The sequence below is a fragment of the Candidatus Velamenicoccus archaeovorus genome (genome assembly GCF_004102945.1).
GTDB classification, from domain to species: domain Bacteria; phylum Omnitrophota; class Gorgyraeia; order Velamenicoccales; family Velamenicoccaceae; genus Velamenicoccus; species Velamenicoccus archaeovorus.
The window spans coordinates 1134246-1160670 of the sequence record NZ_CP019384.1; the positions used below are offsets into that span (position 1 = coordinate 1134246).

At 53.1% G+C, this 26425-nt stretch carries 28 protein-coding genes and 1 tRNA gene; all 29 read right to left on the reverse strand.

Annotated features, from left to right (window positions below; genetic code table 11):
* Positions 1-295: 295 nt before the first annotated feature.
* The 29 genes from BU251_RS05070 to dapA all read right to left on the reverse strand — a co-directional run bounded on the left by BU251_RS05070 (position 296) and on the right by dapA (position 26377).
* Positions 296-371 (reverse strand) — tRNA-Ala (locus tag BU251_RS05070).
* A 76-nt stretch (positions 372-447) separates the two neighbouring features.
* A complete protein-coding gene (locus BU251_RS05075; RefSeq protein ID WP_128699849.1) occupies positions 448-966 on the reverse strand; it encodes a hypothetical protein in 519 nt (172 codons plus the stop codon).
* Positions 967-988: 22 nt separating this feature from the next.
* The gene (locus tag BU251_RS05080; protein ID WP_164908877.1) at positions 989-1393 is read right to left on the reverse strand and encodes a type IV pilus modification PilV family protein; all 405 of its coding nucleotides are present in this window, start codon (positions 1391-1393) and stop codon (positions 989-991) included.
* A 28-nt stretch (positions 1394-1421) separates the two neighbouring features.
* Entirely contained in the window at positions 1422-1949 is a 528-nt protein-coding gene (locus BU251_RS05085) for a type IV pilin protein (protein ID WP_128699853.1), read from the reverse strand.
* Between the two features lie 133 nt (positions 1950-2082).
* Entirely contained in the window at positions 2083-2610 is a 528-nt protein-coding gene (locus BU251_RS05090; protein WP_128699855.1) for a type IV pilin protein, read from the reverse strand.
* Positions 2611-2638: 28 nt separating this feature from the next.
* Entirely contained in the window at positions 2639-3610 is a 972-nt protein-coding gene (locus BU251_RS05095) for a radical SAM protein (protein ID WP_128699857.1), read from the reverse strand.
* 186 nt (positions 3611-3796) lie between these two features.
* The gene (locus tag BU251_RS05100) at positions 3797-4225 is read right to left on the reverse strand and encodes a type IV pilin protein (RefSeq protein WP_128699859.1); all 429 of its coding nucleotides are present in this window, start codon (positions 4223-4225) and stop codon (positions 3797-3799) included.
* A gap of 117 nt (positions 4226-4342) precedes the next feature.
* Positions 4343-5584, reverse strand: a complete 1242-nt coding sequence (locus tag BU251_RS05105) for a type II secretion system F family protein (protein WP_128699861.1) — start codon at positions 5582-5584, stop codon at positions 4343-4345.
* Complete coding sequence (locus tag BU251_RS05110; protein WP_128699863.1) at positions 5584-7296, reverse strand: GspE/PulE family protein; 1713 nt, start codon at positions 7294-7296, stop codon at positions 5584-5586. Before BU251_RS05110 ends, BU251_RS05105 begins: the two co-directional genes overlap by 1 nt.
* A gap of 4 nt (positions 7297-7300) precedes the next feature.
* A complete protein-coding gene (locus BU251_RS05115; protein ID WP_128699865.1) occupies positions 7301-8845 on the reverse strand; it encodes a secretin N-terminal domain-containing protein in 1545 nt (514 codons plus the stop codon).
* Positions 8842-9327, reverse strand: a complete 486-nt coding sequence (locus BU251_RS05120; protein WP_128699867.1) for a hypothetical protein — start codon at positions 9325-9327, stop codon at positions 8842-8844. The genes BU251_RS05115 and BU251_RS05120 overlap by 4 nt, the downstream gene beginning before the upstream one ends.
* Positions 9328-9358: 31 nt before the next feature.
* Complete coding sequence (gene pilO, locus BU251_RS05125) at positions 9359-9922, reverse strand: type 4a pilus biogenesis protein PilO (protein WP_128699869.1); 564 nt, start codon at positions 9920-9922, stop codon at positions 9359-9361.
* A gap of 61 nt (positions 9923-9983) precedes the next feature.
* The gene (pilM, locus tag BU251_RS05130; RefSeq protein ID WP_128699871.1) at positions 9984-11573 is read right to left on the reverse strand and encodes a type IV pilus biogenesis protein PilM; all 1590 of its coding nucleotides are present in this window, start codon (positions 11571-11573) and stop codon (positions 9984-9986) included.
* Between the two features lie 12 nt (positions 11574-11585).
* Entirely contained in the window at positions 11586-11768 is a 183-nt protein-coding gene (locus BU251_RS05135) for a helix-turn-helix domain-containing protein (RefSeq protein WP_128699873.1), read from the reverse strand.
* Between the two features lie 260 nt (positions 11769-12028).
* Positions 12029-12418 carry a hypothetical protein gene (locus BU251_RS05140; RefSeq protein ID WP_128699875.1) on the reverse strand — a complete coding sequence of 130 codons (390 nt, stop codon included), beginning with the start codon at positions 12416-12418 and terminating at the stop codon, positions 12029-12031.
* Positions 12419-12513: 95 nt separating this feature from the next.
* Entirely contained in the window at positions 12514-12714 is a 201-nt protein-coding gene (locus tag BU251_RS05145; protein WP_128699877.1) for a winged helix-turn-helix domain-containing protein, read from the reverse strand.
* 572 nt (positions 12715-13286) lie between these two features.
* A complete protein-coding gene (locus BU251_RS05150; protein WP_128699879.1) occupies positions 13287-13940 on the reverse strand; it encodes a hypothetical protein in 654 nt (217 codons plus the stop codon).
* Positions 13933-14337, reverse strand: a complete 405-nt coding sequence (locus BU251_RS05155) for an ExbD/TolR family protein (RefSeq protein ID WP_128699881.1) — start codon at positions 14335-14337, stop codon at positions 13933-13935. Before BU251_RS05155 ends, BU251_RS05150 begins: the two co-directional genes overlap by 8 nt.
* Entirely contained in the window at positions 14334-15029 is a 696-nt protein-coding gene (locus tag BU251_RS05160; RefSeq protein WP_128699882.1) for a MotA/TolQ/ExbB proton channel family protein, read from the reverse strand. Before BU251_RS05160 ends, BU251_RS05155 begins: the two co-directional genes overlap by 4 nt.
* Before the next feature lie 77 nt (positions 15030-15106).
* The gene (locus BU251_RS05165; protein ID WP_128699884.1) at positions 15107-17590 is read right to left on the reverse strand and encodes a tetratricopeptide repeat protein; all 2484 of its coding nucleotides are present in this window, start codon (positions 17588-17590) and stop codon (positions 15107-15109) included.
* Entirely contained in the window at positions 17587-20430 is a 2844-nt protein-coding gene (gene uvrA, locus BU251_RS05170) for an excinuclease ABC subunit UvrA (protein ID WP_128700966.1), read from the reverse strand. Before uvrA ends, BU251_RS05165 begins: the two co-directional genes overlap by 4 nt.
* Positions 20431-20720: 290 nt before the next feature.
* Positions 20721-20966 (reverse strand): hypothetical protein, encoded by a 246-nt coding sequence (locus tag BU251_RS05175; RefSeq protein WP_128699886.1) that lies wholly within the window; start codon positions 20964-20966, stop codon positions 20721-20723.
* A 34-nt stretch (positions 20967-21000) separates the two neighbouring features.
* Positions 21001-21813: an aspartate dehydrogenase domain-containing protein gene (locus BU251_RS05180; protein WP_128699888.1), complete on the reverse strand. Its 813-nt coding sequence runs from the start codon at positions 21811-21813 to the stop codon at positions 21001-21003.
* 33 nt (positions 21814-21846) lie between these two features.
* Complete coding sequence (gene panC / locus BU251_RS05185) at positions 21847-22704, reverse strand: pantoate--beta-alanine ligase (RefSeq protein ID WP_128699890.1); 858 nt, start codon at positions 22702-22704, stop codon at positions 21847-21849.
* Positions 22705-22716: 12 nt separating this feature from the next.
* Positions 22717-22911, reverse strand: coding sequence for a PspC domain-containing protein (locus tag BU251_RS05190; RefSeq protein WP_128699892.1), 195 nt, complete (start codon positions 22909-22911; stop codon positions 22717-22719).
* The gene (gene folK / locus BU251_RS05195; RefSeq protein ID WP_128699894.1) at positions 22895-23392 is read right to left on the reverse strand and encodes a 2-amino-4-hydroxy-6-hydroxymethyldihydropteridine diphosphokinase; all 498 of its coding nucleotides are present in this window, start codon (positions 23390-23392) and stop codon (positions 22895-22897) included. Before folK ends, BU251_RS05190 begins: the two co-directional genes overlap by 17 nt.
* A 10-nt stretch (positions 23393-23402) precedes the next feature.
* Positions 23403-24581 carry an LL-diaminopimelate aminotransferase gene (locus BU251_RS05200; protein ID WP_164908878.1) on the reverse strand — a complete coding sequence of 393 codons (1179 nt, stop codon included), beginning with the start codon at positions 24579-24581 and terminating at the stop codon, positions 23403-23405.
* 6 nt (positions 24582-24587) lie between these two features.
* Positions 24588-25310 carry a 4-hydroxy-tetrahydrodipicolinate reductase gene (gene dapB / locus BU251_RS05205; RefSeq protein ID WP_128699896.1) on the reverse strand — a complete coding sequence of 241 codons (723 nt, stop codon included), beginning with the start codon at positions 25308-25310 and terminating at the stop codon, positions 24588-24590.
* 188 nt (positions 25311-25498) lie between these two features.
* Positions 25499-26377: a 4-hydroxy-tetrahydrodipicolinate synthase gene (gene dapA, locus BU251_RS05210; protein WP_128699898.1), complete on the reverse strand. Its 879-nt coding sequence runs from the start codon at positions 26375-26377 to the stop codon at positions 25499-25501.
* Positions 26378-26425: the final 48 nt, after the last annotated feature.

The following is a 26425-nucleotide window of genomic DNA, read 5'->3' on the forward strand; positions in this document are numbered from 1 at the left end:
TTCTTTTGTCGCAACTACATGAAGGTGGTGGCGTCCCGACGTTACGTCAGGACATCCCTGCCTGCTTGGCCAAAGGCCATGCAGGCGAAATTTTTTGCTCTGCCGCAATACATTAAGGTTGTGGCGTCGGAACAAGCTGCCTCACTTATCGCTCGGCGACGCTTGTTCCGACATCCACCAATTTTTTGCTCTGCCGCAATACATTAAGGTTGTGGCGTCGGAACAAGCTGCCTCACTTATCGCTCGGCGACGCTTGTTCCGACATCCACCAATTTTTTGCTCTGCCGCAAAAAATTGGTGGAGCAGAGGAGATTTGAACTCCCGACCCCCACGTTGCGAACGTGATGCTCTCCCAACTGAGCTACTGCCCCAAAATTTTTTCTCTGAAAAAATTTTGGCCCTGAGCGTTACCTTGATGCATTCCAAGGTTAAAACGAAGGGCCTTTTCTATTGGAAAGAAGTACTGCGAAATTGCGCGCTCGAATTTATGACAACCTGAGGGTTCGTCAAGTTGACAGCCGACCCCGGAATGACCCTTGCCGCAAGCACAAACGTTATCCAATCATTTGAAGCGCTCACGCTAAACTGGGTAATCCTGTCTGACAACGTCGTATATGTTCCGGTTGAAGCGGCATTAGGGTAGTAACGGAAATTATTGGAAGCTGTGCGGCAATAGGCCACGAAGATATCGCCAGGGGTGACATTGCCGCTGCTATCCGAATCCGTCCGAATACGCAACGTATTGGCGCATCCGGCGATATTGGTCGTCGAATAAGGAAGGCTGGTTGTCGTTCCTATGCCGCGGTTGATGTCACTGGTGATGGCCGACGCCAGAGGGGCCAATTCCCCCATAAGAAGCGATTCAAGATCGGTCGATGAAAATATCCTTCGCGCCCCGAATTCCATCGAAATGCCCGTCAAGATAACGACGTTGAGCAAAAGCAATGCCAGGATCAACTCAACCATCGTCATGCCCTTGTGTCTATGACTACATCCCCGATTCATTCCACCTCACCTGCACGGTCACGTTGCGGCACTGATATCCTCCGCCGATGGCCTGCACGATATACCGTGTCTGAAATTGGGAGTCTTCTGGAGCTGCCGTCCATGCGGTCCACCCCATCACGCGCAGCGAACCCGTGTCCCACGTATCGGCGCGGACAAACCGCCTGAGCTCCTCGATGCGGTGCCTGGCGATCTCAACCCCTCTTAAACGCATCCTGGAACGCCACGTCAAATTGCGGGCCGAAAAAGCGACGCTGAAAAAACCGGCGGACAAAAGACTTAAAATGGTGATCGCGACAATGACCTCCATGAGCGTAAATCCCTTTAGGGAAAGCCGGCGCTTGGAAGCGCCCGCTTTCTCTAAAGGGGTAAAACCCAATCGTTTCATCTTGCGCATCCGCATCATAGTTTAACAGTTAAAAACAGGTCCCCGAACAAGTAGGATTGCCTGTCAAGCCGGAAATGCGCCATGTTCGGCCCGCTCGCGTGCACGAAGCATTATACGTGATGCCCGCGGCCCCGCCCGTCACGCCAAAAGCCCAATTGGCTGCGCTCAGATCGATAGTCAAATTACCGTTGATCTGGGCGATCGTCGTAACGGTAGTGCCTGAAGGCCAAAACCTCTCGAACCTGGCAAAGTACTGGCGTTCAGCATTGCGGATCAAAACAAGCGCAGACGTAGCCTCTTTATCCAAGGATTTTTCCTTGGTATTGCTGTAACTGACGACTGAAACTCCTGCCAAAATACTGATAATGATGATGACCACCATCAACTCTACCAGGGTAAACCCCATAAAAGGCGGCTCTGTCTGAGGCAGACATCGTCTTTCCTGGGGCCTGCTTCTTAATAACCACCCCTTGGCGAATCTTGTCAGTAGCAAGATAAGACCGCGATTTTCTTTCATATTAAAATTGTAACATGGATCAAACGGTTTCTCAATCATGAACAGCCCCCCATCCTTCCCTCAGAAAACAAAACGTCCTGCCTCCAAGGGAGGGGATTCGCAGCCGAACCCTTGTTCCCGCCGGAAAAAACATCCCTCCCCATGCGGAAAGCCGGCGTTTTCTACCGAGGAATCACACAAAACCGACTGACCCCCCCAACGACCCGGCAGGGGTTATGTTAAGCACAAAGGTGGTCGAGCCACTGGGAGTTTTTCCAGTACCCCCCGTGCAACGCGTGGCGGTCGCCGTAAAGGAAGCCGGGGCCCCGGCAATGGCATAACTGAAATAATAGCTGGTATTGCAGGCGCCTGGGACTTGCACCCCAAGGGCCGTCAAACTGTTCGTATATCTGTCGAAATCGAGGTAATAGGCGAGTTCCGCATCACGGATAAGCCCCAGGACATGCCGCGCTTCGGCAGACCTGCCTTTTTCAACAATACGAGTATAGCGCGGCAAGGCGATGGAAGCCAGAATGCCGATCACGACAACAACAATCATCATCTCAAGCAGGGTAAACCCCCTTAGAGACGAAGACGCCCTTTTGACAAACGAAGAAGCAACGCTCGCGGGGCGAGATTTTCGGAATCGCGTCAAAAGGGCCAAAACAGTTGTCTCAACACAGCCCGCCTCTAACGGGGTAAAGCCGATCCTGCGTTTCATAAGCGCCTCCGCTCGTATCTCTTTCTGTCTACTGAATGAGCTTCTTGTGGCAATAGAAACAGCTGTTGAAATCGAGGTCGTGTTTCCACTGGCCGTCCCGGTAATCCAAAAACCGGCCGTGCAAAAATTCAGCCATCCGCGCCTGAAAACGCTCCAGCGCCTCATCAAAAGAAACGTCCTGCAGGCGCGCAAACTTCAGGCGTTTTTCCCGTTCACATGGTATATCATACTGCGTCAAAAAACAACAAAAATGTATCTGTCCATCGACGTCGATCGTGACATAGCGCAATGACTGATTGGCGCACATCACCAGATTATCCGAAGCCAACAGGGGCTCGCCAATCCGCATGGGGACGTAAGCCAGCTTGAAGAAATCCAACTGGGAAAAACGAAGCGCTTTCTGCAGGGTCTCAAGGGCGCCCCGGCGTTCTTCTTCGGAAAGGACGAGGCCGTTCTCTTGAGACCTGCGGCACGGAAGGGCCGCCGTGAAATGGACCTGAGCAGCCTTTTCTTTACGGGCAAAACGGATGATATCCGTGATCTCGGCGGCATTAAGCTTGTTCAAACAACACAGGACCCCGAAAGGCAGACCTTCTTTACGACAAAATTGAAAAGCAGACAGCAACTGTGAAAAATGCCCTTCGCCTCTGATCCTCTCATAGATTTCCCGCCGGGGGCTTTCGGCGCTTATGCTCAGGAGGCGGATCTGTTCACGATAGGTCCGCAACAATTCCCGATGGCTAGGCAAAAGGAGGCCATTGGTAGAAAAGGTAACGTCTAGACCCTCCTTCTGCGCCAATGCCAGCACTTGAGCGAGGTTCCGGTATAAAAACGGCTCGCCGCCGGTCAAATGGATGTTTTCAATGCCGTATTTTTTTGCACCCGCGACCGTCTTTTCAATAAGCTCAAAAGGCAGATGCTGTCCCGAAGCCTCACCCCGCAGGCAATGCCGGCATTGCAACTGGCAATCCGTTGTCGTCACAAAGATAAGGTTCAGCATACAGCCACCACCCTTTATCCACCATCCGCCACTAGTGCATCGGCGGATTTAATTCGGGCAATAACTTAGGTCGCTCGTCCTGCAGACAGACTCCCTAAGTTATGCCCTCATTAAAAAAATGCTCCGGCGCAGTCTCTGAAAACCCTCACCGCACCGGAGCACCGAATGGCACCCAAAAAATATCAATTACAGAACCGTCAATCCAGTCGTGGAACCGCTAAGCAACCCGCCCATGCTGATGTTCAGCGTATAAGCTCCCATGTTGGGGTTTTCCGCCACCGGAGTCGTCAACCTAGTCGCTGTCGCCAAGCAAGCGGTCGTGCTGCTCAGGTCTGTCACTGTCGCGCAGGTCGTCACATAGGTAAAGTACTTCGCAGAAGGCAGGTTCAGATCGAGGTTAGCGACGGCTGTTGCGTATCTGGCGTATTGCGCCGCATATCTCATCTGGGCGCTTCTGATAGCGGACAAGATGTTTTTCGCTTCAGCGGCCCTTCCCTTTTCAGCGATCCTGATATAACGCGGCAGCGCGATGGAAGCAAGAATACCGATAACTATGATGACGATGATGAGTTCCAACAGCGTAAAACCGGATCTCCTTTTTCTCCTCTGGAACATGTTTTCCCCTCCTTTTGGTTGAAAAGTTAAATGCGTTTTATCTTATTTGTCTGCTTTCAACATTTGTAAAGTAGTGTAGCATTTTAAAGCAATAGAGTCAAGCAACTTATGCAAAATTTATGCCGTCTTCATGAATGCGATGCTGAAGATCGGCAGAAAGATGGAGATGACCATCGCGCCGATGATGACGCCGATAAAAACGATCATCAAAGGCTCAAAAATCGTCGCCAGACGCGAGACGAAAGTTTCCAGATAATCCTGGTAGTATTTGGCGATGCGCTTGAGCATGTTGGATAATTCACCGATCTCCTCGCCGATGGCGATCATCTGGACAACCATAGGCGTGAAGAATTCGCTTTTCTCCATAGGCACAGCCATGCTGCGGCCTTCCTTGACATTCCGCTTGATGTAACTGATGGCGTCCGTCATCCTGATGGATCCGGCGCTGCGCTCGGAGATCTCGAGGGCATACAGGATGGGCACGCCGCTTTCGATAAGGATGGACATGGTCGTGGCAAACCGTTCCAGATACATAAACCTTAAAAATTCGCCGAAGATCGGCACTTTGAAAGAAATGTCCTCGATGATCCTGTCAAAGGGCGGCCGTCGTTTGATGTAACGGAACAAAAACACGAGGCCCGCGCCCCCGAGAACGATCCACAGGAGATTTTTTGTCAAAAGCGTGCTGAGGTTGATAAGGATTTTCGTCGGCAGGGGCAGTTCCACGCCGAAATTCACAAGGATATTGGCAAAAGTCGGCACAATCTTGATGATGAAGAAGAAAACGGCGGACACGGAAACAAACAACAGGATGCCGGGATAAAGGAGAGCCGAAACGATCTTTCGCTTAAAATTGGCCGCTTCCTCCAGATAATAGGCCAGCTTGTCTAAAACCATGGGGAGGTTGCCGCTCGCCTCGCCGGTCTCGATAAGGTTGATCCACAAAGCGGAAAAAATATCCGGGAATTTCGACAAGGCATCCCGCAGCGTCCGGCCGGCCTCCATGTCCAAGGCTACCTGGGTGACGATTGTGGCTAATTTTTTGGAATCCACCTGTTTGGCGATGACATCCAGGGAGCGCAAAAGACTGACGCCCGCCCCAAGGAGCATGGCCAGCTGGCGCGCAAAAAGCACAAGGTCATGGGAATTGACACCGGCGTGCGTGAATTGTTTTTTGACCGTCCTGGATTCCTGGGGAGCCCCCGCCTCTTTGCGGCCCACGTCGAAAGGAATGATGGAGGTGATGAAAAGGCCTTTGCGCTGGAGCTGCGCAACCACTTCGTCCTGGCTGGCCCCTTCGATCACGCCCACTTCTTTCTCGCCCGTGGTTTTACGGCAGATATAAGAAAATTTGGGCATCACTCAACTCCAATAGTCGCGCTCAAGGCTTCTTCCAGGGACGTGGTCCCCTCCTCCACCTTTTTCAGTCCGCTTTCGTGGAGCGTCTGCATCCCCTGGGAGATGGCGATCTTCTTGATCTGTTGGGCGTTCACGCCCGACGTGATATGTTCCCGGATCTCGTCGTCCACATAAAGAACCTCGGCGATACACGTCCTTTTCTTGTATCCGATATGATTGCATTTATCGCATCCCTTGGCGCGGTAGATAAGGTCGGAATGGAAATTAAAGCGTTCTCTTTCTTCCTGGCTCGGCTCATAGGCTTCTTTGCAATCCGGGCACAGGCGACGCACAAGACGCTGGGCAACGATAAGGACCAACGAAGGCATCAAAAGATACGGCTCTACTCCTATATCGATCAAGCGCGTGACGGCCGAGGGGGCGTCGTTGGTATGAAGCGTGCTCAAAACGAGATGGCCTGTCAAGGCGGAGCGCACGCAGATCTGCGCCGTCTCCAAATCTCTGACCTCGCCGACCATCATGATGTCCGGGTCCTGGCGCAGAAAAGAACGCAAGGCAGACGCAAATGTCAGACCGATCTCCGGCTTGATTTGGACCTGATTGATGCCTTCAATATGATACTCCACGGGGTCTTCGACGGTCACGATATTTTTCGTCGGCGATTTGATCTCGCTGAGCGCGGCATATAAACTGGTGGATTTACCGCTGCCCGTAGGCCCCGTCATGAAGATCAAGCCGTAAGGCGCACGGATCGCCCTGCGAAAAAGCTCAAGCTGTGATGACAAAAACCCCATCGCGGCCAGATCCATGGACACCCCTTCTTTGTCCAGGATGCGCATGACGATTTTTTCGCCGTAGATGGTCGGCATGACCGAGATACGCAAATCAATGGTGCGGCCTTCGAAACGCACGGAAAAACCCCCATCCTGAGGCAAGCGCTTCTCGGCGATATCCAGCTTGGAAAGGATTTTGATCCTGGAAACGATCGGCAATTGCAGATGCTTGGCCGGAGGAGGAATTTCATGCAACACACCGTCGATCCTGTAACGGAGGCTGATCTTGCTCTTGAAAGGCTCGATATGGATATCGGAGGCACGTTCGTCAATGGCCTGCTTGATGATCAAGTCCACAAGCTTGACCACCGGCGCCTCTTCGGCCCTGGCGATGAGACGGTCGATGCTCAGCTCCTCGGCTTCAAACTCAACCGACGTCTCAAACTCTTCCGTCATGGCATACGATTCCTTGACGGCGGCCTTCAGGATGTCCCGTTTTCCGTAAAACTCCTCAATCGCTTTTAAAATTTCGGTTTTTGTCGCGATGACAGGGTTGATCTCGCAATTCGTCACCTTGCTAAGGTTGTCAATAAGGATGACGTCGAGAGGATCGGTCAGGGCGCACGTGAGGGAATTCAGGTTCTTGGATAACGGCAGGACGGCGTTCTTGATGGCAAACTCTTTAGAGATCAGGAGATCCAGGTTTTGATCGGTCACGGGCTTCAGCAATCCGCTGCCCATGGACACGTACGGCAGACCGAGCTGTTTTCCCAGGGCAACGACCACGTCTTCTTCGGTCGCGAATCCCAGCCTCAAAAGGAGCTCTCCCAGACGCCCGCCCTCTTTGGCCTGGACCTTGATGACCTCCTCAAGCTGGGCCTGCGTGACGATCCCCTCCTTGACCAGGATTTCTCCTAATTTTAAATACGGCCTTGGCATGCGCTCAATTTTCCCATCTTTCCAACATGCTGTCAACGACTTCCTTGCGCGCTACCGGCGAAGACTGCTCGCGGAATGGCAATGACGCCCTGGATCCGTATGTGATATCGCCCTTGGCCAACTGAACGGCTTCTTTGTAGCCGACAATATGGGGTGTGATGAAAACGATCAATTCCCGGTCCTGCACATTTTTGTCTTTATGCCTGAACAAACCGCCGACAAAAGGAATGTCGCCCAAGAAAGGCATCTTCTTCAATGTCGTTTCTTCTGTCTGACGGATCAGGCCGCCCACAACAATGGTCTCCCCGTCCCTAACCCTTAATGTCCCTATGGACGTCCTGGTCTCCGGGTCCTTATACGTGGTCCCGGCGAATGTGGCCCCTGTCTTAGCCACGGACACCGTCGGCTGGACGAACATCGTGACATAGCCTGTGTTTGCATCGACCTGGGGCGTCACCTTCAACGCCACGCCGGTCTCCACTCTTTCGGCCTCTAATGTCGTCTCTGAGGTGCTCTGGCTCGACGAAATGACGGTGTTCTGGCCGATGGCCTCGTTTGTCGTGATCTTGATCTCTGCGGATTCATTGCTGAGCGTCAATATCCTCGGCCTGGCCAGGAATTTGGTCTTTGTGTCCGTGGACAAAAGTTCGAATGTCGCCGTAAAAACATCGGCACTCAAGGTACCGTAGGTAAAAGCGGATGTTCCCGGATTTGTGCCCTGTGCCAGAAAGCCTGGAAATTTTGTCGCGCCTTTCGAACCGACAAAACTAAGGATCTGACCCGACAGGTCCATGCCCAATTCGTCGATCGTCGTCTTGTCGACATCCAGCATCTCGACCTCGATCATCACCTGAGGCGTCGGCGTATCCAGGATCTCAACGACCTTTTCAATCACGCTGAACTGCGAAGGAATATCCGTCACCACAAGGCTGTTGGTGCGTGAGTCGGAAACCACCTTGCCGTTGCTCGTCAGAACGGCCTTGATGGAATCTTCCAGGGTCCCGGCTTCTTCTTCGCCACCTGTCGTGCTGCCCGAACTCGATGAAGTGCTTGCGCCTGTCGTGCCGCCGCCTCCGGCACCGGCTGTCGACGCATCATCGATAGCCTGTTGAAGCTTAGACCCTTTGAGGCGGGCGTATTTAAGGAAAAATATCTTAGTGATCGTCTCCACGGCAGGCTGCCCCCATTCCTTGACGACAAAAATATTGCTGCCGGGGTCAAGCTCGTAGGTCAGGTTGTTGGCCGACATGATCTTGTTCAGCGCCTCCTGCAAAGGCACATCGACCAGATAAAGGGTCACCGTGCGGTCCTGGACGTTTTGCGATGCAATGAAATTCAATCCGGATTGCTCCGAAAAAACCTTCAGGACCGTCTTGAGGCTCGCATCCTGAAAATCCATGGAGATCCTGCGATACGATTCCTTCGAAATCAGGTCGTTGGAATAAAAATCGAACTCTGCTTTTCCTGCGCCGGCAGATAACACAAGAAAAACAACCAGAAAAACCCACAACAACAATGATCGGCTCAACACGCCTTTGATGATTTTCATGCGCCCTCCCCGCTCCCCGCGCGATCCAATTGCGATCTTTTCATAAGAAATTCTTTGTTTTTATAAAGAAAAAGGATACCCTCCTCGCTGATCTTCTTGACCTGGGCCTCCGTGTCTTTCACGATGTCGCCTTCGCCGTAGACTTCGCTGTTGATGATGGCCCTCGGCTGTTTTGTTCCCCAAACAATGCCCGTCACGGTCATGGCCGGCAAGGTGACATTGGCATCTTCCCGCTTCACCCCTTCGCTTGTGTTGGCCGGCAACGCCTCCCCTTTGGGGACGGCGGGTTGAAAAAAATCGGTGAACCCTGAAAACTCCTCTTCTTCAACATTCTGAACGGCCTTCGGGGCCTGCTCAGCGCCGTTCTCGGAAGAAGTCCCTATCGCCTCCTTAGCCATGGCCATGATATCGGCGGCAAAAACAGGAAAAGCCGGCATCGCGGTCATCCATAAAAACAAAACGACCATACCGCTTTTTTTCACACGCATTTTTCCAGAAGGGTCGCGTTCCATGTCATTTAAAATAGTAGGCCGTGACTGTCATATCCACCCTCAAAGCGTCGATCGGGGTCGAATCCGAAGCGGTACCGGTGTCGTCGCCTGAACGCAACGGGTCCAAAGACACCCTTTGGACCCTTGTCAGCTTTGGATAGGTTTCGATATCTCTCATGAACTTTATGACATCCTCGGTCCTGCCCTCCGCATTGATCTTAAAAGGAATGCGGATATAATTGGATTCCACGATCTTGTCGATCGGATTGACATTCAGAATCTTGATGTCCCTCTTGCGGGCAAGCTCCCCGATACGGCTGCTGATGGCGTCGAATTCAGTCGTATCCCATCCCTCTTTTTTCAAATCCTTGATTTTATTGTCGATGGCAACGATCCTCTCGATCGCCCCGGACTTCTCCTGTTCAACATTGATATCCTCTTTCAGGCGCTCATATTCCATCATCTGCTTGTTGTAAATATACTTCGCCGCGATGAGAGAAACGACGACCGTGACGGCGATGATGACATACTCCTTATATCTTGTCAGCAATTCGCCGATGTTGACTTGCTGTTTCATGGCATCCATGCATTCACCCGCTTGACATTGCCAGCGGCGGTATCCGTCGTACCGCTGCCTGCCTCAAGATCTACGCCGTTTTTACATAGCAAACGATATCAAAATCAATGGTGGGATATTCCAGGGTCCCTTCCCGCCATGAATTCAACTGGATTGTCGAAAATATCTTCTGGAATTCCGAGTCGTTCCTGAGATCTGTAACGAACTTGTTCATCTTCTCCTGCCTGATTTTGTCGTCGGGGGCATAGACATGGCACTCCAGCGCCATCGTGCCGTCTTCGATATAAGCTATTTTGCTGATCCAGACGCCTTCGGGAAGCAGCCTGGAAATATCGACGAGTTTTTTGTAAAGCATCGGCTTTTTGTCGATCAACCCCCTCAAATCCCGTTCCTGCGCCAGATATTGCGTCTCGCTGGCCTGGACGCCCTCCAGGCTTGAAAGATCGACCCCCGGCAAAACAGGCGGATTCTGGACCGTTACCAGCGACCTTTCTTTTTCGAGGGGGAAAAGCTTGGAAAAACCCAAGCCGTAACCCAGGATCAGGATCGCGACACCGATGATGCCCCCCTTGGCCAGGGCCGGTTTATTCTCCGCCAGGAATAGCACGGCCGCTTCCTGGATATTTTCACTGGACAGCGCGGCGCTACCGCCGGCCTTCGCCTTCTCCCTCTGCCGGACGAGATTCAGCGTGATCAAAGAAGGCCTTTCCTGCCTGAGCGCTGCGCCGTAAGCCTTCACGAGATCCGGGAGCGCCTCCGGAGCGACGCCTTCCACTTGAACCAACTCCGCCAGATCCAAAAGATTCACTTTAAGTCCCAACTCCTTGCTGAAATGATCGATGAGGTTTGAGGTCGCCAGATGAGAAATCACGATCATCTCATCCACTTCTTTCTTCAAAAACTGGCGGCGATAATAATCCAGCGAAACCCTGACCTCATTGATCAGCTTGAACATTTGACCGTCGACGTCCCCTGAAGGCGTCATTTGTCCGAGATTGACGGCCAGGCGGATATCGCGCGTGAAATAAGGAAAACCCTTCTCCGTGATCAGGATATTGGCGCCTTCCTTATTAAATTCCAGGATGACGTATGATTTTTGATTATTGATCTTGCCTTTGACGACCAGGAAACGGAAAAGGCTGAAAAGTCCCGGTTCATAGGCCTGTGCCGTGAAATTCACCTGCTGGAGGAGATTGCTGTAGCTGTCGAGCGGCGCCTGTTTCATGCCGCAAAGGATGACCTCGATGATATTGGCCTTTGTCTTGACATTATACTGATAATCAAAGGCCAGCTCCTCGATCTTGAATGGGATATACTTTTTGATCTCGAAATTGATGCCTGCGGCGATCTCGCTGCGGGGAATGTTGGGCATCTCAAAAAAGCGGATGATGAGGTCCTTGGGCGGCAGAGAGATGACGGCCGTCGTCGCCTCCATCTTGCTGTCCCTGAGACCCTTCTGGAGAAAAGCGATCAACTCCATCTCTCTGTCCTTGAAAGATTCAAAGATGTCCTCGGCGGGATAAGCCTCTGTGCCTTCCGCCGCAGGATAAGGCTGGACAAGAAAATTCCTGATCCTGCCGGAAGATAACTGCACGAAAGAAACCCCTTTGGCCCCAAAATAAATCCCCGCAAAATCTCGTCTCAATAGGTTACCCAGCATAAAAAACCCGCCTCATCTGGTCTTTGCGCCGCGATGGTTTGCCTTCAGCCACTTATCGATCTCTTTCTTGTCAAAGCGCCAGACACCTCCCACTTTGATTCCCGAGATCTTGCTTTCATGAAGCCAGTTGTAAATCGTCTGCCGCTTAAGCCGAAGGTAATTCGCCAGTTCTTCCACGTCCATTAGGCTATACATGATCTATCCTTGTCTTTTCGTTAACAGAAGGTTACAGGCTCAAAGCTATAATGAATTCTTTGTCTGCGAAATCCGATACTTTCAAGATATATGAGATGACCTGCAAAGTCCTTGCTTTTAGCTAAACATAAAATATTTACTTTGTCAACTATTTTTTATATCTTTATTACCAAGTTATTTATTGATTTACTCAAATTATAATAGATTTACTTATATTATGGAAGACATGGCTCGGCAAGAAATAAGGAGGAAAAGGCGATTTACCAATTCAGCTGGTAATTGACGGTCCCGTTGACCTCATAGGTCGAAATAGGACCCGTGGGTGTCGCCGAACTCTGCACGGCGACTGTTTTGACGGTAAGAATGCTTCCGGAGGAATCGAACGACCACGGCATATTAACATTCATGGGCGTTGGCCGGATCACCCAATTACCCGCCCAGCCGCTGCGGCGTGCCGCATCCATTGCATACACAACAGCGCCCTCAGCCTGATAATAGGCCTTGGTCCTGCGGACATGTTGTTCCAGCAAACGACTGCTGGAAGAAACAACAGTCATCATAACGCCCGAGAGAACGGTGAACATGATAACGAAAATCAACATATTCACCATAGCCAATCCGCGCGATATGGATTCCCTCTTTTTATTCATATCCTTCTCTGTCAGCCCCCAATAAAAACTTTTAGAAACATCGGAAAAATACACACCAAAAACCCCTGCGGTGCCCGCGACTTTCCCGGCCGGACTCACTTGCGCAAAGAAATCTTATGGTCCCCATTCTGAGAAACAAGCACCACATGCCCTTCCCTTGCCAGCCAGCCTACGCTCATGAGGATCAGATCGCGAGGTTTATCAATATGCCTGACCATGACGGAAAGCAAAGATTCCCCGTGGGCGTCAAGATAGTGCCATATCTCGCCTGCAACGATCCCGATCTCCGTAATCATTCCCCACCTCCTTAATTCCGCCTCTGGCGGAATTAACTCCGAGCGTATCTTGAGAATTTATGGCTGCCCGCCTGAGCTCTGCGAAGGCTGGTCGCAGACATAAATTGTCAAGATGGTTACGCAAGGAGTAAAGTTAATTCCTTAATCCTTCCGCCTCCGGCGGATTAGGCCCTCCGCTATGTGGTTACCCGACTCTATCGGATGAGTCGGTATGCCGCTTTCTGCGGCATGCGGAGGCCTACCCTTTCTGGGTTAACCCCTTTGATTCAAGCTTCCGCATTGCGGACAGGTACTGATTCTGGACGCCTTTGGATCAAAATAAACATACAAACAGATGTTGCACTGCCAAATCTGTTTGTCCGAAATCCTCGGTCTATACTCAGACTTTCGCTGTATCCCAAACCATAACAATAAGATTAAGAAAATCCCCGCACTTAAATAATAACAGATAAAAATAAAGAAATCAACATGAAGCATGACCGCCCTATATCTCTTTTTACTATCTGGTCCCTCTAGAAGATGGCCATTATTTTTCCTGCAGGACGCCCCGTATGACAAAAAGCGTCCTGCCTCTAACGCAGGGAAAAACGAACCGTAACCCACCGGCCGCGGGGAGCCGCATCAGGCTTAAAAACAGCGTTGTCGATCTTACTTTGGATGAAAAGATCAAGGGGCGGGTCTCCGCTTCCCGATATCTTCTTTATGCGCGCCACGCGCCCCTTGTCATCCAAAAAAACCTGAAAAACAATGACATGGCTCAAGGCCTCACGGCTTGCGGCGCGCCGGATATCGGAAAAATCAGCCTGGTAAAGATAACGATCGTAATCCGACATGCCGAACCCGACATCCCCTGCCTCACCCTCGCTTTTTTGCAAATCCGGACGTTCGACGTTCACCCCAGATATCTTGGCAGACGGCCGCGAAGCATCCAGGAGGATCTCCGGCTTAGGGGCATCCCCTTCGATCTTTTCCAAGGCGGGACGGGGAACGCCTTCGGGCCTGTCAAGCGCACTGAAGACACTTTTATATCGGGCTGCTTGCGACGGAGGAGGAAAAAAATCAGAAAGCTTGAGAAAGGCGCCGGCGTAGATCGTCTGCCCCCTTGCCTTTTCGTAAGGACCGCGGGATAAGACAGGGACGAGGCCGATGCACCAAAAAAAATGCCACAGCAAAGACAAGAACACTCCAAACAAGAGAAACCTGGCGGATGCCTTCGGACTATTCATTGGTAGCTATGCTGATCTGTGTCACGCCCGCTTTTCTGGCAGCGTCCCAGACGCGGACAAGATCGCTGACATGGGCGCGCTGGTCAGCCTTGATCAGGACATGACCTCCAAGCTGGGCGGCCCCAAGAAAGAAAGCATCCATGTCTTTGGTCCCGGCGGCGCGGCCGGAGGCATCCAGAAAAATCCCGCCGTCTTGGCGGATAACGACAACATGCCCTTTTGCAGTCACCGGTGCGCTTGTGATCACCTTTGGTAAAGAAATATCCAGACCCCCTTGCGGCAGCATGCGGCTGAGCATCGCGTAAAGAAAAAAAACGACCAGCAGAATGTTAAAAAATATCAGATAAGGGAATCGCGGCCCCGGGACAGCAGCGCCGGAACACCTGGAGTCCTTCACGACTGCATTCTCCTCTCCAAAAGAAAGCTCAAAAGCTCACGACAGGATATATCGATATCCTCTTCAATAATCCTAACCTGGGTCGAAAAGAAACGAAAAGCCACATAAAGAGGAATGAGCACTGTCAGCGCCAACAGCGGCGCGAGGACCATTTGCCAGACTCCGCCGGAGACATCCCCCAGGCCAACAGCCAGAGAAACAGCTTCTTTCGTCTCAAAGATATGGAAGATATCGGAAACACCCAGCAGGGTCCCGACAAACCCCAGGAGCGGCAGGATGTCCAGGAGCGTTGACAAAAGCGCCATATACTGCCCCAAAGCCGGCTCTTCGTACCTGAGCGCATTGTCCATGGATTCCTTGATCTCCTCTTTTCCGTAGTCATATTTGATGATCCCTGCTCGCAGGACCCTGGACAAAGGGACATCCGTCTCTTCACAAAGATCGATGGCCTCTTTCAATCTCTGGCGCTCAAGCTTCTCAAACAGTTGTCTCATGAAAGTCGGAACATCCATGCGGATGGCCGCAAACTGTCTGATCTTGGCAAAAACCACCGTAAATCCAAAAAGAGAACAAAAAAGAACCGGGACAAGGGCCCAGCCGCCGCGGCGCAAGAGGGGATTCTGTAAATACAAGATAACCGACGAAGCCAGACAAGCGCATAAAACGGCTAACCGCAACCATCTCTCTCTCATCGCAAACCTTCCTTTTTTTGGACGTCAGAAACTCAACCGGCGCATCTTGCAACCGCCCTCATCACCGCAGGCAGCTGTCAATCCTTTTCATTGAGACTTTTAAGCTTCTCCCTGGCATATTTGGCTTCGGGTACATCCAGCGAAGCCACCTTCTCCAGCACTCGACGCAGCTCAACCCAATTCTCCATACGTTCGTAAATCCTGGCGACGCGCAGGAGCGCCTTGGCAGAAATCGCCTCATCCTTCTCAAAAAGATAATGCACGTTCAAATAGGCTTCCAGCGCCCGATCGTAGGACCCCGATTCCTCCCAGAGCTCGGCGATCTGGAACTGGATGTCCGCCGTCTTCTGCGTCCCCTGGATCGCCGACGCTTTCTCCAGAAAATCAATCGCTTCGGCGTATCTCTTTTCTTCCTTTGCGATCGCGGCCAGATTCATATAAGCTGTCTGGCTCCATGGCGTCTGCAGACCGATCGCGTCCTCATATGACTTGATGGCGGCCGCGTGGTCCCCTTTCTGAAAATACACATCCCCGTTCAAGATGGCAGCCCGCGCCGCTGCGTCCAGCCGTCCGCTCTCCCGGGCCTGGGCAAAGCTTTTCAAGGCGGCCGCCGTGTTCCCTTCGCGCAGATATGTCTCGCCGATCGCTATATAAGCATCCCCGACAAATTCGTTATCGGGATAATTACGGATAAGCCGTTCAAAATATTTCCTTGCAGAAAGATCGTCATGGAGAGATACGTAGGACTGGCCTAATTCCAGGATAATGTTCGGCGTCAGGGGGGAATCGGGATATCGCGTGACAAAATCGGAGAAGCGTTTATTGGCCTCGGCCTGGTTCCCTGCACGGCTGTAGGCGTTGGCAATCTCATACTCCGCTTTCTGCTTCAGGGATCCCGCGGCGCCGGCTTCGCGCACAAGGGATTGAAAGGCCTCGATCGCCTGCTTGAATTCTCCAAGATTCAATAACGTCTCGCCGAGAAGGAAGATGCCCTGCGGGCGATATGAAGAATCCTTGAATTCCGAACGGAACGTTTCCAGCTGCCCGCGCGCCGCCCCAAAATCCCCCTTCTGGAAATAGATGACGCCAAGGAAATAATTGGCGTCGTCGATCAGTTTCGAATTCGGAAACTCTTTGATCAATTTCTTGAGCGCCAGGGCCGCCGACTCCATGTTCTCCGATTTGAGCCATGTCAGACCAATCTGGTATTGAATATAATCGTTATACACGCTATCAGGATATTCCTTGAGAATGTCCTGATAAGTCTGGACGGCCTTATCGTATTCGCCGGAATCCTGATAGACGTCCCCCAGTTGACATAAGGCGCTCAGCTTGAAGATCTTGTCCGAAGAAAAAGAGGCGACTTTTTGGAACTCCTGCTGGGCGGACTCAAAATCCCCCACCTTCAGGTAGGCCCATCCCAAGCTGTAGAGGATCCTGTCGCGCAGCTCCCTTGGTTCACCCAACCACCGCGACAAAAGCCGCAGCTTATCGAGAGAAATCCTATATGCGATGATCGCTTCTTCAAAATGTTCCAGATGGTAAAGGGCTTCTCCTTTGCCATAGTAGGCCAAAGGCGCATACTCCTCGTTCTTGTCGAGAGAAATAACGCGATCGAAAAGGACGATGGCATCCTGATACTCCCCTTGCCCCGAAGCGACGACGGCCTTCCCCAGGACGATACCCGGCACCTCATTCTCGTCTCCAAAACGGGAAAAAACCCTTCCGGCATCGTCAAACCGCTTCATCTTCAGGTAAGACCAACCGATGCCGATCTGCGCCGACTGGATCTGATCCTGCGCCTGCGCTTGTTCGAGGCACTTCTGGTAAGCCTGGATGGCCTCCGCATACTCTTCCAGGTAATACTCCGCCTCCCCGAGGTAAAAGTAGGCCTTCCCCAAATTCGGCGAAGAGGAGAAAACCGACAAATACTTTACGAGCTCTTTCTTGAGCTGCGTAAAATCCCTTTGACGATAATAGGCTTCACAGATACCGAACGATGCCTCCTCTTGCGTTGCGGCGTCCTTGAAACGCTCCAGCATCCTGCGGTAAATATCCTGGGCCTCCTTGAACTTTCCATCATTCAACAAAGCCCGGGCAAGAGACGAATAGGCGGGACGGAAATAAAATGAATCCGGATAGTCATTGACAAGCTGCTGGTAATATTCAGACGCCTGACGGTAATCCCGCCCCCGCGCGTAGATCTCTCCCAGCCAATAGAGGATCTTATCCTTCTGTCCTGCCGCCTCCGGCATCTTCAGGAGTGCGTCGAACTGATCGAGGGCCTTGAGGTATTTTTCCTGCTGGAAATAATTCTGACCGATATAAATCATGGCCTCGACCTTCTTGCCGCTCTGCACATAGGTCTGCAGGAACTTATCAAAAAGGACGAGGGAAACATCATGAAAGCCGTCCTGATAAGCCTTGGCGGCTACATAAAAGGCATCTTCTTCTTTCTTATTGAAATCAGAAGGCTCCGCCCCGTGCGCCGCAGAAAACAAACAGGCCCACGCGACAAAAATGAGCGCAAAAACATTCCTGATCATCCCCATTCTTTTCATTTGCGAAGGATCTCCTTGAGATACTGCCCTGTATACGACCGGCGTTGCGCGACGAGCTCCTCAGGGCTCCCCGCGGCCACAACCTCGCCCCCCTGATCCCCGCCCTCAGGCCCGAGATCAATACAATAATCTGCGCTCTTGATGACATCCAGGTTATGTTCCACGACAAGCACTGTATTGCCCAGATCAACCAACCTCTGGAGAACACCCAGCAGTTTCTCGACGTCGGCGAAGTGAAGCCCTGTCGTCGGCTCATCAAGGATATAGAGCGTCCGGCCGGTCGAGCGTTTGCAGAGTTCGCTTGCCAGCTTGACGCGCTGGGCCTCGCCGCCGGAAAGCGTCGTGGCCGACTGGCCCAGCTGGATATATCCCAGGCCCACATCGTAAAGCGTCTGCAGAGTGTCTTTGATCCGCGGGATATTCTCGAAAAGGCGCAAGGCCTCTTCAACGGACATATCCAGGACCTGCGCGATGGAATAACCCTTATATTTCACCTCCAGCGTCGCCTCGTTAAAACGCTCCCCCTGACAGACTTCGCACTTCACGTAGACGTCCGGAAGAAAATGCATCTCGATCTTCTTGATGCCGTCTCCCGAACACGCCTCGCACCGGCCGCCCTTCACATTAAAGCTGAAACGCCCCGGCCGATACCCGCGCGCCTTGGATTCCGGCAACCTGGAAAACAAATCGCGGATCACAGAAAATACGCCCACATAGGTCGCCGGATTGGAACGCGGGGTCCTGCCGATCGGAGACTGGTCGACCACGATCACTTTGTCGATGCGTTCGGCGCCGGTAAGTTTTTTAAACTCCCCTGCCTTGACGCGGGAACGGTAGAGCCGGCGGGAGAGCGCCTTATACAGCGTCTCGTCGATCAGCGTCGATTTCCCGGAACCCGACACGCCGCTGACGCAGATAAAGACGCCGAGAGGGAATTTGACATCGATACCCTTCAAATTGTGGGTCGTGGCCCCCTTGATCTCCAGGCAGGGCCGCCTGCGGTAGTCGCGCCGTTTTTGCGGCGTGCGGATCGACATCTGCCCCGTCAAAAACTTGGCCGTCAGGGATTCTTTCGATTTCAAAAGCTCCTCGAATGTCCCGTTGAACAGCACCTCGCCGCCGTATTTGCCGGCGCCTGGGCCCAAATCGATGATGTGGTCGGCTGCACGCATCGTCGCCTCGTCGTGCTCGACGACAAGCAAAGTATTTCCCAAGTCTCTCAACGACTGAAGCGTCGCCAGGAGCTTGGCATTATCGCGGGCGTGCAGACCGATGCTCGGCTCATCCAGGCAGTAGAGGACGCCGACGAGCCCGGAGCCCACCTGGGTTGCCAGACGGATCCGCTGAAATTCCCCTCCCGACAGCGTGGCGCTCTTGCGGTCCAGCGTCAGATAACCCAGACCGACATTCAGACAAAACGATAATTTTTCCCGCACATCTTTAAGGGCCTGCGAGGCGATCTGCTTCTCTTGTGGACTCAACGGCAGGGTATCGAAAAAAACATATGCTTCCTGGATCGTCATGCGCGTGACGTCCCAGATCGAACGCTCCTGGATGGTCACGGCGAGACTCTCTTTTTTCAGACGTGAACCCCGGCAGACCGGACAGGGCATCTGCGACATAAATTTGGAAATTTCTTCCTTCAAAAACAGACTGTCCGTCTGACTGAAAAGCCTCTCTAAATGCGGGATCAACCCCTCAAAAGGCCTATTCCAGATGACAGTATCGCAACCGTGAAGGATCGCATGGCGCACCTCTTTGGGTAATTGATAAAATGGCGTCGCCAGATCAAATCCGAGACGACGCGATAATTCACGCAATAAGGCCCGATAGTATAAGAGATACCCCTTGCCGCCCCGCTTCCACGGCTCCAGCGCCCCTTCAAGGATGGATTTCCTCTTGTCGGGAACGATCAGATCCGCGTCAAATTCCATTTTCATGCCCAGGCCGTTGCAGGCAGGACATGCCCCGTACGGGGTATTGAAAGAAAAAATACGCGGCTCAATCTCGGGGATGTTGATGCCGCAGGCCACGCAGGCATACTTCTCGCTATAGGTCTTCTCGTGCGGCTCCTGCGGGTCTCCGGCCTGCACGACGACCACAAGGCCGTTGCCGAAACGCAGGGCCGTCTCGATGGAATCGGTCAGCCGCGTCTTTGAGCCCGGCGAGACGGAAGCCCTGTCCACGACGGCCTCGATACGATGGGCCTTATAGCGCGCCAAGGGCACTTCTTCATTAAGCTCATAAACCTTGCCGTCGACGCGCGCCCTCACGAAGCCCTGCTTCTGCAGCTGCGCCAGGATCTTGCGGTATTCGCCTTTGCGGCCGCGCACGACGGGCGAGAGGATTTCGAGCTTTGTGCCTTCTTTAAAAAGCAGCAGCTGTTCGACAATCTCCTGCGCGCTCTGTTTGGAGATGCGTCGGCCGCATTGCGGACAATGCGGGATGCCCACACGGGCAAACAACAACCTCAAATAGTCATAAATCTCCGTCTGCGTGCCGACGGTCGAACGGGGGTTGCCTCCGGCCGTCCTCTGCTCGATGGAGATCGTCGGCGACAATCCTTCGATCACGTCGACATGCGGCTTCTGCAGCTGCTCCAAGAACTGCCGGGCGTAACTCGAAAGGCTTTCGACATACCGGCGCTGGCCCTCGGCATAGATCGTATCAAAAACAAGAGAAGACTTTCCCGACCCGGAAAGCCCCGTCACCACGACAAGCTTGTTGCGCGGGATTTCCAGATGGACATTCTTAAGATTGTGCTCGCGGGCACCCTGAATGATTAACTGTTGAAGCTTTCCCGCATCTGTGGCAAGTCTCTCTTCTGGCCTATTATCCATCATTGATTTAAGCTAAAATTTTGAACTAGATTAAATTCGCTCGGGAAAGCTTCTGATTGCACAGATTAACCTACCGAAAGAAAATCTGAATCATCTATTCCCAATCTGTGCTATCAAGTTCTTTCCCCATCAAAAAAATTGGGAAAGAACTCAAATGTTGTGTCGTCATGGCGGGCACCCCCGCTGTCTTGTTTTGTCTCGATGCCGATCAAGAAACAAAGCAAAACAGCGGGGGTTCTCGTTTACCCCGTTAGAGAACGACGCTCTCTAACGGGGTTTACCGGTCGCTGCTATTTCTTCTTCGATTTCTTCTTGCCGCCCCTGATCAACTTGGCGCAGGCCACATCGCCAGCCTTGTCAAGAAAATAGAGGTAACCGTCTTTCTTATCGACGCCGACTTTTGCGACTTTTTTCGGCTTGCCGCCTTTCTTCTTGCCCCTGGCCATCACGGCGCAAGAAACGTCGCCAGCCTTGTCAATAAAGTAAAGATACCCCTTTTGCCTCTTCACTCCGACCTTCGCTACTTTCTGTGCCATCTAAGATCACCCCCTCCCCTTTGTGTATTTTAAATCATGAACCTATACGCACCGCATCCGAAAATCCCGCCAGAGATGCCGCCGCAGAGAGGATAGCCAGATAACTGGTCTTGGGATTGTCGGGGCTTGCCGTGTTCTCGCAGGAGATCTTCAAACGCGCCGCCGGCGAGACGACGTCGATCTCGTGGACGTTCCTGCGAAGGGCCGGATCGGCCCATATCTGGACCTTGACCTTCACGCGCGGTCCTGTCGCCAGCTGCAGGAGCGCGACCACATTGATGTTCTGAGGAAAGAACCTGACGGCCTGGGCCGCATGCCCCGAAAAGATCAGCGTCTTTTTCCTGATCCCGGCGAGATCGACCTTGTGCGTCTTAAAAAAAGCCGCGCCGGCCAGGGCCTTGGGAGGCTTGCTCGTATTCAGCGTCAGCGAAGAAATGCCGACGGCAGAAAGGGCCCGGATGCCGTCCAGCCCGCAGATGGCGCCGCTCGGCAAAAGAAACCTGGCGCCGGTCTTCCTTGAAATCGAAATCAATTCTTTCTCTCTGCCCAGGATGCCGCCGATGCTCATCGCAAGGATGCCCTTGCCTGCTGAAAGGCTCCGGCGCGCGATAGAATAGGAAACAGCGGCAGATGCCGCCTCCACGACAAGGTCGGAGGCGGCAATCAAGTGCGCGGCATCCAGGATCTTCGCCCGGCGGCATATGCGCAGAAGGGCTTCCGCCTTCTCCTGACAGGCATCGCAGACGGCAACGATAGAAAACTTTTCAGACAGCCGTTCCTCGATGATCCTGGCCAGGCTCGTGCCGATCGCCCCGCAACCGATGATGCCTATTTTGATCTTTTTCATGGACAATACCTCTGTAAAACCGGACCGCAAAATCTATCCCCGGCCCTGCCGTGCCTTCAAAAGGACATTGTCGATCAGGCGTGTCTTTCCGATATATACGGCCAGCAGCAACAAAGCGTCGCGGCCGACCGTCTTGACGCGCTCAAAAGTCTTTTTGTCGACAATCTCGATGTAGTCTATCCGCGCCGACGGCGTATGCGCAATAAAATCTTCCAGCATCCCGCGGATCTTCTGGGCGTCGCGCAAACCGGTGTCCACGGCATGCTCTGCCGACTTCAACGCCTGAAACAGAACAACCGCCTCCTGCCTCTCTTTGGACGAAAGATAGGTGTTGCGCGAACTCATGGCCAGACCGTCGGACTCACGTACGGTCGGCATGACCTTAATATCCGCGGGCACGTTCAGGTCTTCTACCATCCTGCGGATGACAGCTGCCTGCTGGGCGTCTTTTTGCCCGAAATAAGCCGCATCAGGTGCGACAATATTCAACAGCTTGGTGACGACTGTCGCGACACCGGTAAAGTGTCCGGGGCGGATCCGGCCGCAATATTCGTCCGAAAGGCCGCGCACCTCGACAAAAGTACAGAAACCTTCCGGGTAAAGCTCGCGGGCGGACGGCGCAAAAACAAAATCCGCGAAACCCCTTAAAAGCCCCATGTCTCTTTTAAGGTCTCGCGGATACGTTTTGAAATCTTCCCTGGGGCCGAACTGGATCGGATTCACGAAGATGCTGACCACAACGACGTCGTTGTCCTTGCGCGCCTGACAAACAAGGCTCAAATGCCCTTCATGCAAAAAACCCATGGTCGGGACAAAACCGATGCGGCGGCCCCTCTTGCGGCACCGGCCGAGTTCCAGACGCAATGCGGCGATTGTTGTGATAAGCTTCATGCGCTTAACGTGTCAATCCTTGATTTCTTCTTTCGTCGGCATCGCGAACCAACATATGAAATAAAGGACGATGGTGAAGCCCCATAAAAAAATACCGACCAAAAAGATGATCCTGATCAACGTCGGATCGACGTTGAAATACTCGCCGAGACCGGCGCAGACTCCGGCGATCTTCTTATTCTCCGCCACTCTATACAATCTTTTCACAGAACTTCCTCCATCGACCCTGATCGCCGATCCCGCCGAGCATCCGGGCCACCGTCTTTTGGGTCTGCGGATCGACAAAATCCGGGACCAAGTCTGCCAGGGGTTTAAGCACAAAAAAACGCGCGCGAGCCCCCGGATGCGGTATCGTCAGGCCTGCCCTCTTGACGATCTGCGAGCCGCAATAAAGAATGTCGAGATCAATGGTCCTCGGCCCCTTCGGCTCCAGCCTTTTACGCCCCAACGCCCGCTCGATTTCGCCGAGAAGCCCCAAGAGACCAAGCGGGTCAATCGTCGTTTCCACCTCGGCAACCAGATTCAGATAATCCGGCTGCTTTGTGTCCGTATCCCACGGCGCTGTCTCATAAACGGCCGAAAGACGCAGGATACCGACTCCCGGGGATGCCTTTAAAAGATCAACGGCGCGGCGGATATTCTCGAGCCTGTCGCCGAGATTAGAACCCAAGCCGATATAACAGATCATCGGAGCCCGATCAGAACTGGTCAACGAGATACACCTTCATCCGCTCGACGGCTTCCTGCAGCCTGGCCTTGTCCAGCGTCATGGCAAACCGCACATACCCTTCCCCGTACTTGCCGAACCCCACGCCCGGCGTGGCCACAATATTGGCCCTCTCCAAGAGGATCCGGGCGAACTCAACGGAAGACTTGGCTTTTTTGGGAAGCTTGACCCATACGTAAAAACTGGCTTTGGGCTTTTGCGCCTTCCAGCCGAGGCTGTTCAAGCCGTCCACAAAGACCTGGCACCGCTCCCCGTAAATCTTGTTGTTCTGCTCGACCACAGACGAACCCTCCCGCAGCGCCGCAAGGCCCGCCACCTGGATGGCCTGGAAAATGCCGGAGTCGATATTGGATTTCACTCTCGCCAAAGCCGCCACCACCCCCGCATGACCGCAGACCCAGCCCAGCCGCCAACCGGTCATGTTGTACGTCTTGGAAAGGGAGTGAAATTCGACGCCCACTTCTTTGGCGCCCGGCGTCTCGAGAAAGCTGACGGCCCTGAAACCGTCGAAAGCGACCTCCGAATACGCCGCGTCATGGCAGATGACCACCTGATGCGCCTGCGCAAAAGCCACGACCTTCTCGAAGAAGGCGCTGTCGGCGACAGCGCCTGTCGGGTTGTTCGGATAATTCAGAAACATCAACCTGGCCTTGTCGGCAACAGCGGGCGAAACGGCATCCAGATCAGGTAAAAAACCGTTCGACTGCCTCAAGGGCATGGCATAAGGCTTGCCGTCCGCAAGGATCGTGGCATTGCGGTAAGGCGGATACCCCGGGTCCGGCACCAGTGTCACATCGCCCTTGTTGAGGAACGCAATGGGTAAGTGGGCGATGCCCTCTTTGGAACCGATAAGAGGCAAAACCTCCGTCGCAGGATCCAGCGTCACGCCAAACCTCTGCCGGTACCAGTCTGCGATCGCCTCTCTCAATTCAGGCATCCCCTGGTCCAACGCATAGCGATGGTTCCTGGGGTCGCGCGCGGCCTCATAAAGTTTTTCAATGACAAAAGACGGGGTCGGGATATCCGGGTCTCCGACGCCCAAATCGATGATGTTGCGTCCTTCAGCTTTCGCCTTCCTTTTTGCGGCGTCGATCTCGGCAAAAAGATAAGGCGGCAGGCTCTCCAATTTCTTCGAGACAACGATATCCATAAAAAGCTAACTCCTTTGCGCTAAAACATCCGCCATGGTATATAAACCATGTTTTTTCTTAACGACAAATCTCAAGGCCGCCAAAGCGCCCCTGGCAAAGATGTCCCGCGTCTTGGCGTGATGGGAGATCGTGATCGTGTCCCATGGGCTCTCAAAGACGATCTGGTGATCGCCGACAATCTCCCCTTCCCGGATGGACCGGATCTGGACCTCGTCAAGACGGCGCTCCTCTTTGACGATGTCGGCCAAAAACTTGGCCGTCCCGGACGGCGCGTCCTTCTTGTGAACATGATGCGCCTCGGTCATGGACACGCGATAATCCGGCGGCAAAGTCCGCGCAGCCCCTCTGGTCAATTCAAAAAGAAGATTGACGCCGATCGACATGTTTGGAGAAAAGACCACCCCGATCGTCCTAGAAGCCTCGGCAATCTCCTTTTTCTGCTCTTCGGAAAAACCCGTGGTCCCGATGACGATGGGTTTTTTGAATTTCATGCAATGGCGCAAATGGTCCAGCGTCCCTTCCACCGAAGAAAAATCGATCAGGCCGTCGATGTCGCGGATCAGCTCCTTATCGGAGACGACCTCGACGCCGGCAATCTTGGTGCCGATCTCCGGATGCGTCAACCTCTCCAAGGCCAGAGATATCCGCATCTCAGGATCGTTTCCGGCCAGCTCAAGGATCCGCTGCCCCATCTTCCCCATGGCCCCTGCCACGCCTAGTTTAATCATTTTAACGACCGGCCGCCCTTCCGTCACCAAGACACCAGGACGCAAGAAAATCACCAATGTCCAATTTCCAATTACCAATGAAATCCCAATTCTCAAATATCCAATTTGTTCCTTGGTAATTTGTTTTTTGATTGGTCATGGGTGATTGGTTATTTGGAAATTTAACGGGCGACATGGTGACTCTTGCTCTACAACAATCCATAATCCTTCAGTGCTTTCTCGAGCCGGGCCAGGTTCTCCGGCGCCATCTCGCACATCGGCAGCCGCAAAGACGGCTCGCACATGCCTAAAAGCCCCATCGCCGTTTTGACCGGGATCGGGTTTGTTTCGATAAACATCGCCTTCACTAAAGGCGCAAGCCGGTAATGCAGGCGCTGCGCTTTTGCGCTATCGCCTGAAGCGAAGGCCGTCACCATCTCCTTGACGTCCTTCGGGACGATATTGGCGACGACGGAAACGATCCCGGCCCCGCCGATCGCCATGAGCGGCAGGGTCAGCGAATCATCTCCCGATGTCACGGTGAACTTTTCCCCGCACAGGGCGATGACCCGCGACATCTGATCCAGCGAACCGCTGGCCTCTTTGACGGCAACGATATTCTTGCAGTCCGCAGCCAGCCGCGCAATGGTCTCAGGCTCGATATTGACGGCCGTCCGGGAAGCAATGTTATAAAGCATGATCGGAATCTTGACACTCCCGGCGATCTCCCTGAAATGCAGATACAGCCCTTTTTGTGTCGGTTTGTTGTAATACGGAGAAACAAGCAAGAGACCGTCGGCGCCGGCCCTCTCGGCCTTGCGGCTCATCATGACGGCTTCCTGAGTTGAATTCGATCCTGTGCCCGCGATGACGGGGATCCTGCCTTTGGCCGCCTGGATACAAACCTCAATCACCTTCTCGTGCTCATCGTAATCCAGCGTCGCAGACTCCCCCGTCGTCCCGCATGGGACGATCCCGTCCGATCCGTTTTTGATATGAAAGGCGACCAGGTCTCTTAAGACCCTTTCATCAACGGAGCCGTCTTTGGCAAAAGGCGTCACCAATGCTACAACTGAACCCCTGAACATGTTACCCCCTCTTAATGAGTCGTCAGCTAAAACAAAAGAATAAACGTT

Bases quoted from the DNA above. Each gene is read 5' to 3' on its own strand.
- BU251_RS05075 (WP_128699849.1), bottom strand. From the start codon at position 966: ATGGTTGAGTTGATCCTGGCATTGCTTTTGCTCAACGTCGTTATCTTG.
- BU251_RS05080 (WP_164908877.1), bottom strand. From the start codon at position 1,393: ATGAAACGATTGGGTTTTACCCCTTTAGAGAAAGCGGGCGCTTCCAAG.
- BU251_RS05085 (WP_128699853.1), bottom strand. From the start codon at position 1,949: ATGATTGAGAAACCGTTTGATCCATGTTACAATTTTAATATGAAAGAA.
- BU251_RS05090 (WP_128699855.1), bottom strand. From the start codon at position 2,610: ATGAAACGCAGGATCGGCTTTACCCCGTTAGAGGCGGGCTGTGTTGAG.
- BU251_RS05095 (WP_128699857.1), bottom strand. From the start codon at position 3,610: ATGCTGAACCTTATCTTTGTGACGACAACGGATTGCCAGTTGCAATGC.
- BU251_RS05100 (WP_128699859.1), bottom strand. From the start codon at position 4,225: ATGTTCCAGAGGAGAAAAAGGAGATCCGGTTTTACGCTGTTGGAACTC.
- BU251_RS05105 (WP_128699861.1), bottom strand. From the start codon at position 5,584: ATGCCCAAATTTTCTTATATCTGCCGTAAAACCACGGGCGAGAAAGAA.
- BU251_RS05110 (WP_128699863.1), bottom strand. From the start codon at position 7,296: ATGCCAAGGCCGTATTTAAAATTAGGAGAAATCCTGGTCAAGGAGGGG.
- BU251_RS05115 (WP_128699865.1), bottom strand. From the start codon at position 8,845: ATGAAAATCATCAAAGGCGTGTTGAGCCGATCATTGTTGTTGTGGGTT.
- pilO (WP_128699869.1), bottom strand. From the start codon at position 9,922: ATGGATGCCATGAAACAGCAAGTCAACATCGGCGAATTGCTGACAAGA.
- pilM (WP_128699871.1), bottom strand. From the start codon at position 11,573: ATGCTGGGTAACCTATTGAGACGAGATTTTGCGGGGATTTATTTTGGG.
- BU251_RS05135 (WP_128699873.1), bottom strand. From the start codon at position 11,768: ATGTATAGCCTAATGGACGTGGAAGAACTGGCGAATTACCTTCGGCTT.
- BU251_RS05140 (WP_128699875.1), bottom strand. From the start codon at position 12,418: ATGAATAAAAAGAGGGAATCCATATCGCGCGGATTGGCTATGGTGAAT.
- BU251_RS05145 (WP_128699877.1), bottom strand. From the start codon at position 12,714: ATGATTACGGAGATCGGGATCGTTGCAGGCGAGATATGGCACTATCTT.
- BU251_RS05150 (WP_128699879.1), bottom strand. From the start codon at position 13,940: ATGAATAGTCCGAAGGCATCCGCCAGGTTTCTCTTGTTTGGAGTGTTC.
- BU251_RS05160 (WP_128699882.1), bottom strand. From the start codon at position 15,029: ATGAGAGAGAGATGGTTGCGGTTAGCCGTTTTATGCGCTTGTCTGGCT.
- BU251_RS05165 (WP_128699884.1), bottom strand. From the start codon at position 17,590: ATGAAAAGAATGGGGATGATCAGGAATGTTTTTGCGCTCATTTTTGTC.
- uvrA (WP_128700966.1), bottom strand. From the start codon at position 20,430: ATGGATAATAGGCCAGAAGAGAGACTTGCCACAGATGCGGGAAAGCTT.
- BU251_RS05175 (WP_128699886.1), bottom strand. From the start codon at position 20,966: ATGGCACAGAAAGTAGCGAAGGTCGGAGTGAAGAGGCAAAAGGGGTAT.
- BU251_RS05180 (WP_128699888.1), bottom strand. From the start codon at position 21,813: ATGAAAAAGATCAAAATAGGCATCATCGGTTGCGGGGCGATCGGCACG.
- panC (WP_128699890.1), bottom strand. From the start codon at position 22,704: ATGAAGCTTATCACAACAATCGCCGCATTGCGTCTGGAACTCGGCCGG.
- folK (WP_128699894.1), bottom strand. From the start codon at position 23,392: ATGATCTGTTATATCGGCTTGGGTTCTAATCTCGGCGACAGGCTCGAG.
- BU251_RS05200 (WP_164908878.1), bottom strand. From the start codon at position 24,581: ATGGATATCGTTGTCTCGAAGAAATTGGAGAGCCTGCCGCCTTATCTT.
- dapB (WP_128699896.1), bottom strand. From the start codon at position 25,310: ATGATTAAACTAGGCGTGGCAGGGGCCATGGGGAAGATGGGGCAGCGG.
- dapA (WP_128699898.1), bottom strand. From the start codon at position 26,377: ATGTTCAGGGGTTCAGTTGTAGCATTGGTGACGCCTTTTGCCAAAGAC.